The sequence below is a fragment of the Mycolicibacterium austroafricanum genome (assembly GCF_902705885.1).
In the GTDB taxonomy this organism is placed as follows: domain Bacteria; phylum Actinomycetota; class Actinomycetes; order Mycobacteriales; family Mycobacteriaceae; genus Mycobacterium; species Mycobacterium vanbaalenii_A.
Genome location: NZ_CACSIP010000045.1, coordinates 257,275 through 275,057, shown reverse-complemented (window position 1 = coordinate 275,057; position 17,783 = coordinate 257,275). Strand labels below are relative to the sequence as shown.

At 68.5% G+C, this 17,783-nt stretch carries 13 protein-coding genes and 1 pseudogene; 6 read left to right on the top strand and 8 right to left on the bottom strand.

What is annotated here, in order from left to right; translation table 11 throughout:
* Positions 1-98: pseudogene (locus tag BEMPMBAN_RS26350) on the bottom strand (LLM class F420-dependent oxidoreductase); the annotation flags it as partial.
* Positions 99-360: 262 nt separating this feature from the next.
* Between BEMPMBAN_RS26350 and BEMPMBAN_RS26345 the strand changes: the two are divergent.
* The 6 genes from BEMPMBAN_RS26345 to BEMPMBAN_RS26320 all read left to right on the top strand — a co-directional run bounded on the left by BEMPMBAN_RS26345 (position 361) and on the right by BEMPMBAN_RS26320 (position 8,430).
* Positions 361-1,209, top strand: a complete 849-nt coding sequence (locus BEMPMBAN_RS26345; protein ID WP_159234472.1) for a DUF5336 domain-containing protein — start codon at positions 361-363, stop codon at positions 1,207-1,209.
* 131 nt (positions 1,210-1,340) lie between these two features.
* Positions 1,341-2,747: a cell division protein PerM gene (locus BEMPMBAN_RS26340; protein WP_234897706.1), complete on the top strand. Its 1,407-nt coding sequence runs from the start codon at positions 1,341-1,343 to the stop codon at positions 2,745-2,747.
* 21 nt (positions 2,748-2,768) lie between these two features.
* A complete protein-coding gene (gene purN, locus BEMPMBAN_RS26335) occupies positions 2,769-3,398 on the top strand; it encodes a phosphoribosylglycinamide formyltransferase (RefSeq protein WP_159234470.1) in 630 nt (209 codons plus the stop codon).
* The gene (purH, locus tag BEMPMBAN_RS26330; protein WP_159234469.1) at positions 3,395-4,978 is read left to right on the top strand and encodes a bifunctional phosphoribosylaminoimidazolecarboxamide formyltransferase/IMP cyclohydrolase; all 1,584 of its coding nucleotides are present in this window, start codon (positions 3,395-3,397) and stop codon (positions 4,976-4,978) included. Before purN ends, purH begins: the two co-directional genes overlap by 4 nt.
* 103 nt (positions 4,979-5,081) lie before the next feature.
* Entirely contained in the window at positions 5,082-6,464 is a 1,383-nt protein-coding gene (locus tag BEMPMBAN_RS26325; RefSeq protein ID WP_200846127.1) for a sigma 54-interacting transcriptional regulator, read from the top strand.
* Positions 6,457-8,430: a vWA domain-containing protein gene (locus tag BEMPMBAN_RS26320; RefSeq protein ID WP_200846126.1), complete on the top strand. Its 1,974-nt coding sequence runs from the start codon at positions 6,457-6,459 to the stop codon at positions 8,428-8,430. Before BEMPMBAN_RS26325 ends, BEMPMBAN_RS26320 begins: the two co-directional genes overlap by 8 nt.
* A 3-nt stretch (positions 8,431-8,433) precedes the next feature.
* On the opposite strand, the gene BEMPMBAN_RS26315 is transcribed toward BEMPMBAN_RS26320, so the two are convergent.
* The 7 genes from BEMPMBAN_RS26315 to BEMPMBAN_RS26285 form a co-directional block, all read right to left on the bottom strand.
* On the bottom strand, positions 8,434-9,015 hold the full coding sequence (locus BEMPMBAN_RS26315; protein WP_159234466.1) for a DUF1707 SHOCT-like domain-containing protein: 582 nt from the start codon (positions 9,013-9,015) through the stop codon (positions 8,434-8,436).
* Between the two features lie 92 nt (positions 9,016-9,107).
* Entirely contained in the window at positions 9,108-9,875 is a 768-nt protein-coding gene (locus tag BEMPMBAN_RS26310; protein ID WP_159234465.1) for an enoyl-CoA hydratase family protein, read from the bottom strand.
* Positions 9,876-9,888: 13 nt separating this feature from the next.
* Positions 9,889-11,049 carry an acyl-CoA dehydrogenase family protein gene (locus BEMPMBAN_RS26305; protein ID WP_159234464.1) on the bottom strand — a complete coding sequence of 387 codons (1,161 nt, stop codon included), beginning with the start codon at positions 11,047-11,049 and terminating at the stop codon, positions 9,889-9,891.
* Positions 11,046-13,064: an acetyl/propionyl/methylcrotonyl-CoA carboxylase subunit alpha gene (locus BEMPMBAN_RS26300; RefSeq protein ID WP_159234463.1), complete on the bottom strand. Its 2,019-nt coding sequence runs from the start codon at positions 13,062-13,064 to the stop codon at positions 11,046-11,048. The genes BEMPMBAN_RS26305 and BEMPMBAN_RS26300 overlap by 4 nt, the downstream gene beginning before the upstream one ends.
* 79 nt (positions 13,065-13,143) lie before the next feature.
* A complete protein-coding gene (locus BEMPMBAN_RS26295; protein ID WP_159234462.1) occupies positions 13,144-14,736 on the bottom strand; it encodes an acyl-CoA carboxylase subunit beta in 1,593 nt (530 codons plus the stop codon).
* A complete protein-coding gene (locus BEMPMBAN_RS26290) occupies positions 14,733-15,881 on the bottom strand; it encodes an acyl-CoA dehydrogenase family protein (protein ID WP_159234461.1) in 1,149 nt (382 codons plus the stop codon). Before BEMPMBAN_RS26290 ends, BEMPMBAN_RS26295 begins: the two co-directional genes overlap by 4 nt.
* Positions 15,878-17,644, bottom strand: a complete 1,767-nt coding sequence (locus BEMPMBAN_RS26285; protein ID WP_272952253.1) for an acyclic terpene utilization AtuA family protein — start codon at positions 17,642-17,644, stop codon at positions 15,878-15,880. The genes BEMPMBAN_RS26290 and BEMPMBAN_RS26285 overlap by 4 nt, the downstream gene beginning before the upstream one ends.
* Positions 17,645-17,783: the final 139 nt, after the last annotated feature.

Below are 17,783 nucleotides of genomic sequence, written 5' to 3'. Positions count from 1 at the left end.
ACGTAGAACGTCGTGAAGCCGTGCTCGTCGGCGAGCTTCGCGGCCGCCGCCGGAGCGATACCACGATCAGAGGTGAACAGTACGAGCCCGAAGTCCATGACGAGAATTAGAACGTGTTTCAGTCCGTGACCGCAAGGTAGGCGGTTCCGGTGCCGCCGGAAGCTGACCTTCTCAGCACGCGCGACCTCGGCAGCCAGCCGGTACGCGGGTACCGACAGGCCGGTGCGCTAGCGTGGATCATCGAATCGATCAGGCGGTCCGTCGTCGTCGCAGCCGGGCCACATCGTTGAGGTCGGCATCGTTGAGGTCGGCTACGTCGATGTCACCGGCGATTCGAGCCCGCACAGCACAGGAGAAGTCATGTCGTACCCCCAAGGCGCGCCCGGAGGCCCCGGATACCCGCCCGCGCAGCAGCCGAACGCTCAGTTCTCGGCGCCCACGCAGCAGTTCGCCAAACTCCCTGAGTCGGCCCCGGCCGGCGCAGGAGCCACCAAGCTGCCGGTCTACCTCGCCGCGGCGATCGCCGTCCTCGGCGGCCTGGTGTTCCTGTCGAGCTTCGGTGAGCAGTTCATCGTCGGCACCGAGGTCTTCCTGGCCCCGCTGCGGATCGACCTAGGACTGGTGGCGTCGCTTGTGGCCGCACTCATCGCCGGATTCAGCCTGCTCCCGAAGCAGACGCCCCGACCGGCGCTGGTCGCGATGCTCTCGCTGTTGGGCTTCCTGCTCGTCATCTCGATCGTGCTCACCGCTCCGAGCGCCGTGACCATCGGCTGGGGCTTGTACCTGGTCGTCGCGTTCACCGCGATCCAGGCCATCGTTGCCGTCGGGGCTCTGCTTCTGGACGCGGGGATCATCAGCGCGCCCGTGCCACGGCCCAAGTACGACCAGCACCAGCAGTACGGTCAGTACCCCGGCGGATACTACGGACAGCCCCAGGGGCAGCCGCAGCACGCTGCCCCCAACCATCACCAGGCGTCGCAGCAGCGGCCCGGGTACCCGTCGCCCTACGGCGGCGGTTACCCCAGCGGTCCGTCCACCGGAGGGTTTCCCGCGACTTCCCCTTCGGGACAGCCCGACCAGTCGGGTCCGCCGACCCCGCCCACCGGGTTCCCGACCTACGGCCAGCCGCCGGCGAGCAACACGCCGACGAGCCAGGTGCCCACGCAACACCAGTCGCCATCCTCGCAGTCGGATCAGTCGTCGTCGTAGTCTGAGCCGCGCGTGCGCGTACCGCGCGCGCCGAGCGCGTGCGAGGAGCGGCCCAACCCGTGCATAATCCCCCGCAACCGGGCGGTACCCCCAGGCCAGTCGGGACACGTCAGGCGCGTGACCTGCTCCGGGTGGCGTTCGGACCGTCCCTGGTGGCGGTGGTCGTCATCGCCGCGGTGGTGCTGCTGCAGCTGTTGATCGCGAACAGCGACATGACCGGCGCACCCGGCGCCATCGCGAGCATGTGGCTGGGCGTGCACCTGGTCCCGGTGTCCATCGCCGGCAGCGCGCTCGGGGTGATGCCGCTACTGCCGGTGCTGATCATGATCTACGGCACCGCACGCACCACCGCGTCGGCGACCGTCAGCTCGTCGTGGTTCGTCACCCGCTGGGTCGTGGCCTCCGCGTTGGGTGGTCCGGTTCTGGTCGCCGCGATCTGCCTGGCGGTCATCCACGACGCGGCGTCGGTGCTGACCGACCTGCAGACGCCCGATGCGCTGCTCGCGTTCGGGAGCGTGTTCACCGTGCATCTGATCGGGGCGTTGCTCGGGGTGGGCTCCAGGGTGGGTCGGCGGCTGCTGGTCGCCTCCCCGCTGCCGAAATGGTTGCCGGACGCGTTCCGAGCGGCTGCCGCCGGGGTGATCGCCTTGATGGGGCTTTCCGGAGCGATCGTCGCCGGGTCGCTGGTCGTGCACTGGTCGACGATGCACGAGCTGTATTCGATCACCGATTCGATGTTCGGGCACTTGAGTCTGACGGTGCTCTCTGTGCTCTATCTGCCCAATGTCATGGTCGGTGCGGCCGCTGTCGCGGTGGGATCCAGTGCTCATGTGGGGCTGGCCACGTTCAGTTCGTTCACCGTCTTCGGCGGTGACATCCCGGCGCTGCCGGTGTTGGCCGCGGTGCCGACCCCGCCCCTCGGGCCGGCGTGGGTGGCGCTGATGATCGTGGCGGCGGCGTCCGCCGTCGCGCTCGGCCAGCAGTGTGCGCGGCACCGCCTGCCGCTGTGGTCCGCGCTGGCCAAGGTGGCGGTCGCAGCGTTGATCGCGGCCGCGGTCATGGTTCTGCTGGGCGTCGCCGGTGGGGGAGAGCTGGGCAACTTCGGCGACGTCGGCGTGGACCAGGCGACGTTCGGGCCCGCGGTCTTCCTGTGGTTCGCGGGGATCGGCGCGCTGACGGTGGTGATGTCGGGCGGTGTGCAACCACGGGTGCGCCGGCCCAAGGTCGTCGCCACCGCCGACCTCCCGGGGGAGGAGGACCCTGACACCGACGGCGTGGTCCCGCCTGGCGAGGAACAGGCCGAGTCGTTCGACAGCGTCGAGGTCCCGGCAGACACACCGGCAGACACAGTGGTCGTCGAACCGGAGCCCGAACCCGCACCCGTGGTCGACGAACCCGTGGTCGACGAACCCGTCGCCGACGAACCCGTCGTCGACACCGGCAGCGAGCCTGCGCCACCGGTCGACGATCTCGACCCCGAGGACCACTTCATCGTGGACCCCGATGGGGGCGACCACCGCGGAGGTAGTGCCGGGTAGCCACCCATTAGGCTCTCAGGCGTGCAGCCAGCGGTCCGTGTGCCCCCGAGTGCGCCGGCGCGGGTGGTGGTGCTCGCATCCGGCACCGGTTCTCTTCTGGCATCGCTGCTGGACTCCGCGGTCGGCGACTATCCCGCCAGGGTGGTCGCGGTGGGCACCGACCGGGTCTGTGCCGCGCTCGACATCGCCGCGGCCGAGTCGATACCGGCGTTCACGGTCCCACTCGGCGACTATCCGCGCCGCGACCTCTGGGATGCCGCTGTCACCGAGGCGACCGCGGCTCACGACCCCGACCTGGTCGTATCGGCAGGGTTCATGAAGATCCTTGGCCCGCAGTTTCTTTCGAGGTTCCCCGGGCGGGTGGTCAACACCCACCCCGCGCTGCTCCCCGCGTTTCCCGGCGCCCACGCGGTCGCGGATGCGCTGGCCTACGGGGTCAGGGTGACCGGATGCACCGTGCACCTCGTCGACGCAGGGACCGACACCGGGCCGATACTGGCACAGCGGCCCGTACCCGTGCTCGACGACGACGACGAAGCCGTTCTGCACGAACGCATCAAGGTGATCGAACGACAACTGCTGGTGGAGGTGCTGGAAGCGGTGGCCACCCACGGCGTGACCTGGACAGGACGAAAGGCGACCATAGGATGAGCGAGAACGAGGGCCTGTTCCGGCGGCCGATCCGTCGTGCGTTGATCAGCGTGTACGACAAGACCGGTCTGGTGCCGCTGGCGCAGGGTCTGCACGCCGCCGGTGTCGACATCGTGTCCACCGGATCCACCGCGAAAACCATTGCAGATGCCGGTATTCCGGTCACGCCAGTCGAGGATGTCACGGGGTTCCCCGAGGTGCTCGATGGTCGGGTCAAGACGCTGCACCCGCATGTGCACGCCGGGCTGCTGGCCGATCAGCGCAAACCCGAGCACGTCTCGGCGCTCGCCGAACTCGGGGTCGCGGCATTCGAACTCGTCGTGGTGAACCTGTACCCGTTCACCCAGACGGTCAACTCCGGCGCCCGGGTCGACGAGTGTGTGGAACAGATCGACATCGGTGGTCCGTCCATGGTGCGCGCCGCGGCGAAGAACCACCCGAGTGTCGCGGTGGTCGTCGAGCCGCTGGGCTACGACGGGGTGCTGGCCGCTGTGCGGGCGGGCGGGTTCACCCTTGCCGAGCGAAAGAAGCTGGCATCGCTGGCGTTCCGGCACACCGCCGAGTACGACGTGGCGGTCGCCTCCTGGATGGAGTCGGTACTGGCCCCTGAGGACGGAGAGGCTGCGGCGTCCCTGCCGCCCTGGCTCGGCGCGACGTTCCGCCGTGCCACCGTGCTGCGCTATGGCGAGAACCCCCATCAGCAGGCCGCGTTGTACAGCGACGACGGCGCGTGGCCGGGACTGGCGCAGGCCGAGCAACTGCACGGAAAAGAGATGTCCTACAACAACTACACCGACGCCGATGCCGCGTGGCGTGCGGCGTTCGACCACGAGGACACATGCGTGGCGATCATCAAGCACGCCAACCCGTGCGGCATCGCGGTGTCGTCGGTCTCGGTTGCCGACGCCCACCGCAAGGCCCACGAGTGTGATCCGCTGTCGGCGTTCGGCGGCGTCATCGCGGCGAACACTGAGGTCAGCGTCGAGATGGCCGAGACCGTCGCCGGCATCTTCACCGAGGTGATCATCGCGCCGGCCTACGAAACCGGTGCGGTGGAAGTGCTCAAAGGCAAGAAGAACATCCGCGTGCTGCTCGCCTCCGAGCCTGCGATCGGGGGCACCGAGTTCCGTCAGGTCAGCGGAGGCCTGTTGCTCCAGCAGCGCGATGCACTCGACGCCGCGGGCGATGACCCTGTGAACTGGGCGCTGGCCACCGGATCACCCGCGGACCCGCAGACGCTGGCCGACCTGGTGTTCGCCTGGCGCACCTGTCGCGCGGTCAAGTCCAACGCGATCGTCGTCGCCAAGGACGGGGCCACCGTCGGCGTCGGCATGGGTCAGGTCAACCGGGTGGACGCCGCCCGGCTGGCGGTCGAACGGGCCGGGGACCGCACCCAGGGTGCGGTCGGGGCGTCGGACGCGTTCTTCCCGTTCCCGGACGGCCTGGAGACCCTGGCCCGGGCCGGGGTGAAGGCGATCGTGCACCCCGGCGGTTCGGTGCGCGACGACGAAGTATCTGCAGCGGCCGCTGCCGCAGGCATCACGCTGTACCTGACCGGCGCGCGGCACTTCGCGCACTGAGTTCTTCGGTTCTCGGCGCCGAGCGCGCGCAAAATGCCAGCGTGTACCGGTATGTCGGGGCCAGACACGCGCGCTCGCTCGACAGGAGTCGTAGCGTGGAGTGGTGACTTCACCCAACGACCTTCCCCGCACTGTCGGCGAGCTGCGGGCATCCGGGCATCAGGAACGCAGCGTCAAGGCCGAGATGCGGGAGAATCTGCTGGCCGCGCTGTCCGAAGATCGCGACGTGTGGACCGGCATCCTCGGCTTCGACGACACCGTGATCCCGCAACTGGAGCGCGCCATCATCGCCGGTCACGACCTGGTGCTGCTCGGCGAACGTGGTCAGGGTAAGACGCGGCTGCTGCGCGCGCTGACCGCTCTGCTCGACGAGTGGACCCCGGTCATCGCCGGCGCCGAACTCGGCGAGCATCCGTACAGCCCCATCACGCCCGAGTCGGTGCGGCGGGCCGCCGATTCCGGAGACGACCTGCCGGTGACCTGGCGGCACCGCAGCGAGCGCTACACCGAGAAGCTGGCCACCCCGGACACCAGCGTCGCCGACCTGGTGGGCGACATCGATCCGATCAAGGTCGCCGAGGGGCGCAGCCTGGGTGATCCGGAAACGATCGCCTACGGGCTGATCCCGCGGGCGCACCGCGGCATCGTCGCCGTCAACGAACTGCCCGACCTCGCCGAGCGCATCCAGGTCGCGATGCTCAACGTGATGGAGGAACGCGACATCCAGGTGCGTGGCTACACGCTGCGGCTGCCGCTGGACGTTCTCGTGGTGGCCAGCGCCAACCCCGAGGACTACACGAATCGTGGGCGGATCATCACCCCACTCAAGGACCGGTTCGGCGCCGAGATCCGCACCCACTACCCGCTCGAACTGGACGCCGAGGTCGGCGTCATCACCCAGGAAGCTCACCTGGCCGCCGAAGTCCCCGACCATCTGCTGCAGATCCTCGCCAGGTTCGCGCGCAGCCTGCGGGAATCCAGCTCCATCGACCAGCGGTCCGGGGTGTCCGCGCGGTTCGCGATCGCCGCCGCCGAGACCGTCGCGGCCTCGGCACGGCACCGGGCCGCCGTCCTCGGCGAACAGGATCCGGTGGCGCGCGTGGTCGACCTCGGGTCGGTCATCGACGTGCTGCGCGGCAAACTGGAGTTCGAATCCGGCGAGGAAGGCCGCGAACAGGCCATCCTCGAGCATCTGCTGCGCCGGGCCACCGCCGAGACCGCGCAGCGGCTGCTGGGCGGGATCGACGTGGGTCCGATCGTGACGGCAGTCGAGAACGGCTCGCCGGTCACCACGGGAGACCGGGTGTCGGCACGTGAGGTGCTCGCCGCGGTTCCCGAGGTGTCCGCGGTCGCGGAGATCCAACAGCGGCTGCACGCACAGAGCGACGGCCAGCGGGCCGCCGCGATCGAGTTGGCGCTCGAGGCGCTGTATCTCGCCAAGCGCATCGACAAGGTCTCAGATGAGGGCGAAACCGTCTATGGCTAACCGGTTGTCACGCTATTCGCGCTACACGGGCGGTCCGGATCCGCTCGCCCCGCCGGTGGACCTGCGCGAGGCGCTCGAGGCGATCGGGCAGGACGTCATGGAGGGCACCTCCCCTCGGCGCGCCCTGTCCGAATTGCTCAGGCGCGGGTCGGCGAACATGCGAGGCGCCGACAAGCTGGCGGCCGAAGCCAACCGGCGTCGCCGGGAACTGTTGCAGCGCAATAATCTCGACGGCACACTCGCCGACATCAAGAAGCTGCTCGACGAGGCGGTGTTGGCCGAGCGCAAGGAACTGGCACGCGCGCTCGACGACGACGCCCGGTTCGGGGAATTGCAGCTGGAATCGCTTTCGCCGTCGCCCGCCAAAGCGGTGCAGGAGCTCGCCGAGTACGACTGGCGTTCGGCGGAGGCACGCGAGAAGTACGAGCAGATCAGGGATCTGCTCGGACGCGAGATGCTCGACCAGCGCTTCGCTGGAATGAAGCAGGCGCTGGAGAACGCCACCGACGAGGACCGCCAGCGCGTCAACGACATGCTCGACGACCTCAACGACCTGCTGGACAAGCACGCCAAGGGGGAGGACACCCCAGCCGATTTCCAGGACTTCATGGCCAAGCACGGCGAGTTCTTCCCGGAGAATCCGAAGAACATCGACGAGCTGCTGGACTCGCTGGCCCAGCGGGCCGCGGCCGCGCAGCGGTTCCGCAACAGCCTGTCCGACCAGCAGCGGGCCGAGCTGGATTCGTTGGCGCAGCAGGCGTTCGGGTCGCCTTCGCTGATGAATGCGCTCAACCGCCTCGACGGCCACCTGCAGGCCGCGCGACCGGGGGAGGACTGGACAGGCTCGCAGCGGTTCTCCGGCGGTGACCCTCTGGGCATGGGAGAAGGCGCCCAGGCCCTGGCCGACATCGCCGAGCTCGAACAGCTCGCCGAGCAGCTCTCGCAGAGCTACGCCGGGGCGACGATGGACGACGTCGACCTCGACATGCTCGCCCGCCAGCTCGGGGACGATGCCGCGGTGGATGCTCGTACGCTGGCCGATCTCGAACGCGCGCTGATGAACCAGGGCTTCTTGGACCGCGGATCCGACGGGCAGTGGCGGTTGTCGCCCAAGGCGATGCGCCAATTGGGCCAGGCGGCGTTGAGAGATGTGGCGCAACAACTCTCGGGTCGGCACGGGGAACGTGACACCCGTCGGGCCGGGGCGGCCGGCGAACTGACCGGCGCGACCCGACCGTGGCAGTTCGGCGACACCGAGCCGTGGAACGTCACCCGTACCCTGACCAACGCGGTGCTGCGTGAAGCGGGCACTTCCGCGGACCCGTCGGGCTCGCGTATCCAGATCACCGTCGAGGACGTGGAGATCTCCGAGACCGAGACCCGCACCCAGGCGGCGGTGGCGCTGCTGGTCGACACGTCGTTCTCGATGGTGATGGAGAACCGGTGGCTGCCGATGAAGCGCACGGCGCTGGCGCTCAATCACCTGGTCAGTACCCGGTTCCGCTCGGACGATCTGCAGATCGTCGCGTTCGGCCGGTACGCCCGCACCGTGACCGCGACCGAGCTCACCGGGCTCGAGGGCGTCTACGAGCAGGGCACCAACCTGCACCACGCGCTCGCGCTGGCCGCCCGGCACCTGCGGCGGCACCCCAACGCCCAACCCGTGGTCCTTGTGGTCACCGACGGCGAACCGACCGCGCACCTCGAGAACTTCGACGGATCCTCGGAGGTGTTCTTTGACTACCCGCCGCACCCGCGCACAATCGCGCACACGGTGCGTGGGTTCGACGAGATCTCCCGGTTGGGGGCGCAGGTGACGATCTTCCGGCTCGGCAGCGACCCGGGGCTGGCAAGGTTCATCGACCAGGTGGCTCGCCGGGTCGGCGGTCGGGTGGTGGAACCGGACCTCGACGGGTTGGGCGCTGCGGTGGTCAGCGACTACCTGAGCGCGAAGCGGCGCCGCTGAACGTCAGGCGGCGGCGCTGCGCTTCTTGCGCTTGACCGCGACTTTGCCCCACAACGAGAAGCCGCGGACCCTGACGCATGGCGCGCCAGGGGATCCTTCTCCGCTGACCCGCTGGTCGAAACTTCCCATCACGGCGACGCCGCGCAGGTCGACGTTGACCTCGGGTGGCACCAGGATCGTCTGCCCGCCCATGATCGAGTAGGAGTGGATCTCGACGTCGTGGGAGGTGAAGTCGGCGTAGCGCATGTCCACCACGCCGCCGCCCCAGAAGGCGAAGGTGGTCAGCCGGCTGGGGACGTTCCACCGGCCGCGGCGTTCATAACCGCTGAGGATCGCCAGCAGCAGAGTCGAGGGTGCAGGTCGGCACGGCCCGGAGCGACCCTGCGTCACCGACCCCGGCAGGTCGTCCGACAGGCGGGCGAGTTCGTCGTAGGTCTGGGCGGCGTACGCCTTGTTCAGCCGGTCTTCGTACTCGGTCAGCTCGAGGGTGCCGGATGCCGCGGCATCGGTGAGCAGTTGCGCAACCTGAATCCGGTCGGTGTCTGCAGCGCGCATCGACCCGTGCCGCGACGCGGGGGTGCTCATCGGGTGCTTCTGGTGTTCGTGCGGGCGCACATCGCCCACGAGCCTACGACGAACACCAGCAAAGGCAAGGGCCTTGGCCAAACTGTAAGCGTTTAGCCGGCCCAATCGGGTCGGCGCTTCTGGAGAAAGGCCAACATCCCCTCGCGCGCTTCCTCGGAAACGAACAGCGCCGCCGACCGCTGTGTCAATTCTTCTGCGTGCTGATCGAAGCCGGCGAGGACGGCCGCGGTCGTCAACCGCTTCGATTCGGCCAGGCCCTGGGGCGACCCGAGCGCGATCGCGGAAGCCAACTCGCTGACGGTCGCTGTCACGTCATCGGTGGCGACGGTGATCAGCCCGGCCTCGGCGGCGGCCTGTGCACCGAACTTCTCTCCGGTGACGAAATACCGGCCGGCGGCGCGGGCTGTCATCTTCGGCAGCAGCGTCAGCGAGATGATCGAGGGTGCGACGCCGATGCGTGCCTCGGTGAGCGCGAAGGTGCTGGAGGTTCCCGCGACCGCGATGTCACACGCCCCGACCAGCCCCAGCCCGCCGGCTCTGACGTGCCCGTCGATCGCCGCGATGACCGGTAGCGGCGACTCCAGGATCCTGCGGAGCAGCCGGGTCAGTTCCCGTGCCCGCTCGACTGCCACATCGCCGGGAGCCCGCCCGGAAACCTCGCCCAGATCGGCTCCCGCGCAGAAGGTTCCACCGGTGTGGCCGAGCACCACCACCCGCACCCCCCGTTCGGCCGACGCGCGCGTCAGAGCGTCGTGCAGTTGTTCGACCAGTGCGGTGGACAGAGCGTTGCGGTTGTTCGGGGAATCCAGGGTGAGCCGCGCGACCGGGCCTTCGGCGTGATAGCGAACCAGGGTGTCCATCAGTACGACTCCATCAGTACGAGCGGGGCAGTCCGAGGGAGGTCTGGGCCACGAAGTTGAGGATCATCTCACGGCTGACCGGCGCGATGCGGGCCAGCCTGGATGCGGTCAGCACCGAGGCGATGCCGTACTCCTTGGTCAGGCCGTTGCCGCCGAGGGACTGCACGGCCTGGTCGACGGCGCGCACCGATGCCTCGCCGGCTGCGTACTTGGCCATGTTCGCGGCTTCGGCGGCGCCCACGTCGTCGCCGCTGTCGTAGAGGGCGGCGGCCTTCTGCATCATCAGCTTGGCCAGCTCGATCTCGATGTGATTCTGCGCCAGCGGATGTGAGAGACCCTGGTGCGCACCGATGGGTGTCTTCCACACCTGGCGGGTCTTGACGTAGTCGACGGCCTTGTCGATCGCGAAGCGGCCCATGCCGACCGCGCTGGCGGCGCCCATGATGCGCTCTGGGTTCAACCCGGCGAACAGTTGCGCGATCGCCGCGTCCTCCGATCCGACGAGCGCGTCGGCGGGCAGGCGTACCTCGTCGAGGAAGACCTGGAACTGGAACTCGGGACTGACGATCTCCATCGGGATCTTCGTGTAGGTGAAACCGGGTGTGTCGGTGGGCACCACGAACAGAGCCGGTTTCAAGTTGCCCGTCTTCGCCTCTTCAGTGCGGCCGACGACCAGCACCGCCTGGGCCTGGTCGACGCCGGAGATGTAGACCTTCGCACCCGAAAGGATCCAGTCGCTGCCGTCACGTCGGGCGGTGGTGGTGATCTTGTGCGAGTTCGATCCGGCGTCGGGCTCGGTGATGGCAAACGCCATGGTGAGGGTTCCGTCGGCGATTCCGGGGATCCAGCGCTGCTTCTGCTCGTCGGTGCCGAACTTCGAGATGATGGTGCCGTTGATGGCCGGCGAGACCACCATCATCAGCAGGGCCGCGCCGGCGGCGGCCATCTCCTCCATCACCAGGCTCAACTCGTACATCCCGGCGCCGCCGCCGCCGTACTCCTCGGGCAGGTTCACCCCGATGAAACCGAGTTTGCCTGCTTCGGACCACAATTCATCGGTGTGTTGTCCTGCGCGGGCCTTCTCCAGGTAGTAGTCCTGCCCGTAGTTGGCGGCCATCGCGGCCACCGCCTTGCGCAGCGCCTGCTGTTCCTGGGTTTCAACGAAGCTGGTCATGGGGCCCCTCCTGGGTTGTCCGCCTGACCCGGGTTGTCCACCCGGGCGAGGATGGCGCCGACCTCGACCTGCCGGCCGGGTTCGACGTTCAGTTCGACGAGCACGCCGTCCGCGGGCGCGGTGATGGTGTGTTCCATCTTCATCGCCTCCAGCCAGATCAGCGGCTGGCCGGCCACCACGGTGTCGCCGACCGCGGCGCCGACCCGCAGCACCGACCCCGGCATCGGGGCCAGCAGTGAACCGTGGGCGAGCGCATCGTCGGGGTCCGGGAAGCGGGGCTTCGCGACCAGCGCCACCGAACCGAGCGGCGAGTCCACGAAGACGTCATCGCCGTAGCGGGTGACATCGAATGGGTGGTCCACGCGGAGTCCCTGTGTGCCGGCCGTCAGCACCACCCGGTGCGGTGCGGCCGACACCAGCGCAATGTCCTTAACGTCAGCGTGTTCCGCGATCTGCAGACCCGCTCGCGTGAAGCGGTAGCGAATGTCGTGCGGGTGTCCTTCGAGGTCCTCGTAGCTCTTGGTCTGATATCCCGACGCCAGGTTGCGCCAGCCGCTGGGCGCGGCGCCCAAGACCGTTGCGGTGCTGCGGTTGTGCGCGGCGTCGGCCAGCGCCGCGGCGACCGCGGACATCGCGGTGGCGCGACTGTCCGCGATCGGGGCGGCCAGTGTCGCCAGGTCGTGGGTGTCGAAGAATGCGGTGTCGGTCGCTCCGTCGACGAAAGCCGAATGACGCAGCACGTTGACGAGCAGGTCGCGGTTGGTGCGGACGCCGTGTATCCGGGCGCGGGCCAGCGCGTCGGCGAGCAGCTTCGCGGCCTGGTGGCGGGTAGGCGCGTAGGAGATGACCTTCGCCATCATCGGGTCGTAGAAGACCGAGATCACCGTTCCGTCGGTGAGGCCGGAGTCGAGGCGCACGCCGATCCTGTCGAGAAGGCCGAAGTGGGTCGTGGTGCCGGGCACGGCGAAGTGATGCACCGTGCCGGCCTGCGGCTGCCAGTTCTTCGCCGGATCCTCGGCGTACAGCCTCGCCTCGATGGCCGAACCCCGAGGCGTCGGCGGCGCGGGGTCGAGCGCCGCACCGTCGGCGATGAGCAGTTGCAACTCGACGAGGTCGAGGCCGGTGGTGAGCTCGGTGACCGGATGCTCGACCTGCAACCGGGTGTTCATCTCCAGGAAGAAGAACTCGCCAGCCGAATCGCCACCGTCGGAGGCCATGAACTCGACGGTGCCTGCACCGGTGTAACCGATCGCCGTCGCCGCCAGCCTGGCGGCTTCGAACAGCTTGTCCCGCATGCCCGCCACGCGTTCCACCAGAGGGGAGGGTGCTTCCTCGATGATCTTCTGGTGGCGGCGCTGGATCGAACATTCCCGCTCACCGACCGCCCACACGGTGCCGTGCGCGTCGGCCATCACCTGCACCTCGACGTGATGGCCGGAGTCGAGATAGCGCTCGCAGAACACCGTCGGGTCGCCGAAGGCCGACTGCGCCTCGCGGCGTGCGGCCTGCACCTGCTCGGGCAGCCCGGACAGGTCGCGTACCACCCGCATGCCGCGCCCGCCGCCGCCGGCGGAGGCCTTGATCAGCACCGGCAGCATGTCGGTGGTCACGGTGTCCGGATCGAGTTCGTCGAGCACCGGAACCCCCGCGGCGGCCATCATCTTCTTGGCCTCGATCTTGGATCCCATCGCCGCCACCGCGGCCGCCGGCGGCCCGATCCAGACCAGGCCCGCGTCCTGCACCGCGGCCGCGAACTCCGCGTTCTCGGAGAGAAATCCGTAGCCGGGATGGACCGCGTCGGCGCCGGAGGCGTGGGCGGCGGCGATCAGCTGGGCAGGGTCCAGGTAGCCGCGGGTGCCCTCGAGTCGAACCCGGGCGTCGGCGTCGGCGACGTGGGCGGCGTCGGCGTCGGGGTCGGTGTAGACCGCCACGGTGCCGATACCCAGGCGCCGGCAGGTGGCGAACACCCGGCGGGCGATCTCACCGCGGTTGGCCACCAGGACTCGTGTGATCACGTGCTCCTCCCAGCCATTTCGGCGTGATTTCGGTCGCTCAGCGGTGAAAAGCACGCCGAATTCGCGGACACGACGGCGCTCACATCCGGAAGACGCCGAAGTTCGACGTCCCCTCGATCGGTCCGTTGGCGATGGCGGACAGGCACATCCCCAGCACGGTGCGGGTATCCCGCGGGTCGATCACCCCGTCGTCGTAGAGCATGCCGGACAACACCATCGGAAGTGATTCGGCCTCGATCTGCCCTTCGATCGCGGCCCGCATCGACGCATCCGCCTCTTCGTCGACCTGCTGGCCGCGGGCCTCGGTGGCGGCGCGGTTGACGATCGACAACACCCCGGCCAACTGTGCGCCCCCCATGACCGCAGACTTGGCGCTCGGCCATGCGAACAGGAACCGGGGGTCGTAGGCGCGCCCGCACATGCCGTAGTGACCGGCGCCGTAGGACGCTCCGATCAGCAGTGACAGGTGCGGCACGGTCGAGTTCGACACCGCGTTGATCATCATCGAGCCGTGCTTGATCATCCCGCCCTCCTCGTAGTCCTTGCCCACCATGTATCCGGTGGTGTTGTGCAGGAACAACAATGGCGTGTCAGAACGGTTGGCCAGCTGGATGAACTGGGTGGCCTTCTGGGACTCCTCGCTGAACAGCACCCCGCGGGCGTTGGCCAGGATGCCCAGCGGGTAGCCGTGAAGGGTGGCCCAGCCGGTCACCAGCGACCCTCCGTAGAGCGGTTTGAACTCGTCGAACTCCGAACCGTCGACAACGCGGGCGATCACCTCGCGCGGGTCGAACGGAATGCGCAGATCCGGTGGGACGACGCCGATCAACTCGTTCTCATCGAACAGCGGGGGGCGCACCTGCTGCGGCTGCGGGCCGTGCTTGCGCCAGTTCAACCGGGCCACGATCCTGCGTCCGATGCGGATGGCGTCGAGTTCGTCGACCGCGAAGTAGTCGGCCAGACCCGAGGTGCGGGAGTGCATCTCGGCCCCGCCGAGCGACTCGTCGTCGGATTCCTCGCCGGTGGCCATCTTCACCAGGGGAGGACCGGCCAGGAAGACCTTGGACCGTTCCTTGATCATCACCACGTGGTCCGACATGCCCGGGATGTAGGCCCCGCCCGCTGTCGAGTTGCCGAAGACCAGGGCGATGGTCGGTATCCCCGCTGCCGACAACCGGGTCAGATCTCGGAACATCTGCCCGCCGGGAATGAAGATCTCCTTCTGGGTGGGCAGATCAGCACCGCCGGACTCCACCAGGGAGATCACCGGCAGCCGGTTCTGGCGTGCGATCTGGTTGGCCCGCAGAATCTTTCGTAGGGTCCACGGATTGCTGGTGCCGCCCTTGACCGTGGGATCGTTGGCGACCACCAGGCACTCCACACCGCTGACCACCCCGATGCCGACGACGACGCTCGCGCCCACGGTGAAGGCGGTGCCCCAGGCGGCCAGTGGGCTCAACTCCAGAAAGGGCGAATCGGGGTCGAGCAGCGCCTCGACACGTTCGCGGGCGGTCATCTTGCCGCGACTGTGGTGACGGTCCACGTACTTCTCACCACCACCGGCGAGTGCCTTGGTGTGTTCGGCCTCCAGTTCGGCAAGCTTCGCCGCCATCGCTTCCGCGGCCTCGGTGTAGCCGGGTGAGCGGGTGTCGAGAACGGACTTGAGGCTCATGGCTGGAAGCCCAGCGTCTTGGCGGCAAGCGAGGTGAGGATTTCGGTGGTGCCGCCGCCGATGCCGAGGATCCGCATGTCGCGGTACTGGCGCTCGATCTCCGACTCGGCCATGTAGCCCATCCCGCCGAACAATTGCACCCCCTGGTTGGCCACCCATTCGCCGGCCTCGACGGCGGTGTTCTTGGCGAAACACACCTCGGTGATGAGGTTGCTCTCGCCCTCGAGTTGGCGTTGCACCACATACCGGGTGTAGATCCGGGCGACGTCGATGCGGCGGGCCATCTCCGCCAGCGTGTTCTGTACCGACTGGCGGGCGATCAGTGGTTTGCCGAAGGTCTCCCGGTTCCGGCACCAGTCGACGGTGAGGTCCAGGCAGCGCTGCGCACTCGAATACGCCTGTGCTGCAAGGCCGACACGTTCGGAGACGAAGGCGGCGGCGATCTGCATGAAGCCCGAGTTCTCGGGGCCGATCAGGTTCGCTGCGGGCACCCGCACATCGGTGTAGGACAGTTCCGCGGTGTCCGAGGAACGCCACCCCATCTTGTCCAGCTTGCGGCTCACCTCAAAACCCGGGGTGCCCTTGTCGACGACGATGAGTGAGACGCCGGCGGCGCCGCTCCCGCCGGNGCGCGCCGCGGTGACGACGTAGTCGGCGCGCACCCCCGACGTGATGTAGGTCTTGGCACCGTTGAGGATGTATTCGTCGCCCTCCCGGCGCGCCGTCGTCGTGAGGTGTCCGACGTCGGAACCGCCACCGGGCTCGGTGATCGCCAGCGCGCCGATCTTCTCGCCGCGCAGGGTCGGCCGCACATAGGCGTCGATGAGCCGCCGGTCTCCCGACGCGATCATGTGGGGGACCGCGATGCCGCAGGTGAACAGCGAGGCGAACACCCCGCCGGGGGACCCCGACTGGTGCATCTCCTCGCAGATGACGACGGCGTCCGCGCCGTCTCCGCCTTCACCGCCGGCCGCCTCGGGGAAGCCGGCGCCGAGAAGTCCTGCGGCGGCAGCCTTGCGGTGCAGGTCGCGGGGCAGCTCACCCACCCGCTCCCACTCGTCGACGTGGGGGAGTACTTCACGTTCGGTGAACGCGCGCACGGTCTTTCGCAGATCCTCGCGTTCAGGGGTGCTCCAGATGTTCACGACAGGTGTTCCTCCGTTGTGTCGGAAAGTAGCTCGAGGGGTATGTCGACGTAGCGGCTGCGCAGCCACTCGCCCAGGCCCTTCGCCTGCGGATCGAACCTCGCTTGAGACGCCACGCCCTCGCCGAGGATTCCGTCGATCACGAAGTTCACGGCGCGCAGGTTCGCGAACACATGTCGTGCGACCGGCAGATCGGCTGTCTCAGGCAATAATTCGCGCAACTTCTCCACCGTCAGAGTGTGGGCCAACCAACGCCACTGGTCGTCACCCTGCTTGCCCGTCACCCAGACCCCGATGTTCGCGCTGCCCCCCTTGTCGCCGCTGCGCGCCCCCGCGACGGCGCCCAGTGGTATCCGTCGTGTCGGACCGCTGGGCAGCGGTGAAGGCAGCGCGCCCGGTGCAGCGGGCTGCAGTTCCAGTGTCTGAGTGGCCGGCGGGATGACAGTGCGGGAGCCGTCGGGATGCACGGCGACGTGCTCGACCTCGTCGGCGGGCAGATAGGCCGCGGTGAACACGCCGTACACCTGACCGTCGCCCGGCGGGGCGGTGGTGGTGAAACCCGGATAGCTGGCCAGTGCCAGCTCGACTGCCGCCGAGGAGAACTGGCGTCCGACGGCGGCCGGATCGGGGTCGCGCGCCACGCACCGCAACAGTGCGCTCGCCGCCTGTTGAGTGTCGGCGTCGGGATGGTCGGTGCGCGCCATTGTCCATTCCAGCTCCGCGGGGATCACCGACAAACTGCTCTCCAGCTGCCGGCGCACCAGTTCGGCCTTGGCCTCGATATCGAGCCCGGTGAGGATGAACGTCATCTCGTTGCGGAAGCCGCCGATGCTGTTGAGGGAGACCTTCAGCGTGGGAGGCGGCGGCTCGCCGACCACCCCGCTGACCCGGACGCGATCGGTGCCCCCGTCGGACAACTTGATGGAATCCACGCGCAGGGTCGCGTCGGGGTTCGCGTAGCGCGCCCCCGAGATCTCGTAGAGCAGCTGCGCGGTGACCGTGTCCACGGTCACCGCCCCGCCGGTCCCCGGATGCTTGGTGATGACCGAGGATCCGTCGGCGTCGATCTCGGCGATCGGGAAGCCGGGGCGTGTCAACGCCGTCAGATCGGGAAAATCCCGGGTGAAGAAGGAGTAGTTGCCGCCGGTGGCCTGGGTGCCGCATTCGATGATGTGGCCCGCTGCGATCGCACCGGCGATGGCGGCATGATCGTCGCGGCTCCATCCGAAGTGCGCCGCGGCGGGTCCGACGATGACGGACGCGTCCGTCACCCGTCCCGTGACGACGACGTCGGCTCCGGCCTCGAGGCAGTCGACGATGCCCCACGCACCGAGGTATGCGTTGGCGGTCAGGGGGTTGCCCAGTCCCAGCTCGGCGGCCCGCGGCAGCAGGTCGTCGCCTTCGACATGACCCACCGAAACCGCGATGCCCAGCTCGTCGGCCAGCGTGCGGACCGCCGTTGCCAGACCGGCGGGATTGAGACCTCCGGCGTTGGTGACGATGCGGACGCCGCGGTCGTGGGCCAGGCCCAGGCATTGCTCGAGTTGGCGCAGGAACGTCTTGGCGTAGCCCTTGTCCGGGCTTTTCATCCGATCGCGACCCAGGATCAGCATCGTCAGTTCAGCCAGGTAGTCCCCGGTCAGGTAGTCGAGCTCACCATCGGTGAGCATCTCCTGCATGGCCGAGATCCGGTCGCCGTAGAAACCCGAGCAGTTGCCGATCCGAACCGGGGTGCGGACCCGATCACCACCCGTTGATGTCACCCGCGCTCCCGTCGTCGATGACCAACCAACCGGTAGGTTACTGCGTACCGCCGGTACCGAGTCAAGCCCCGGTCGGCTGTGCCGGCTGTTGCCGACGGTCAGTGCCCTCCGTGCCCGGCGGGCGGAGTTTGGAGCCCGT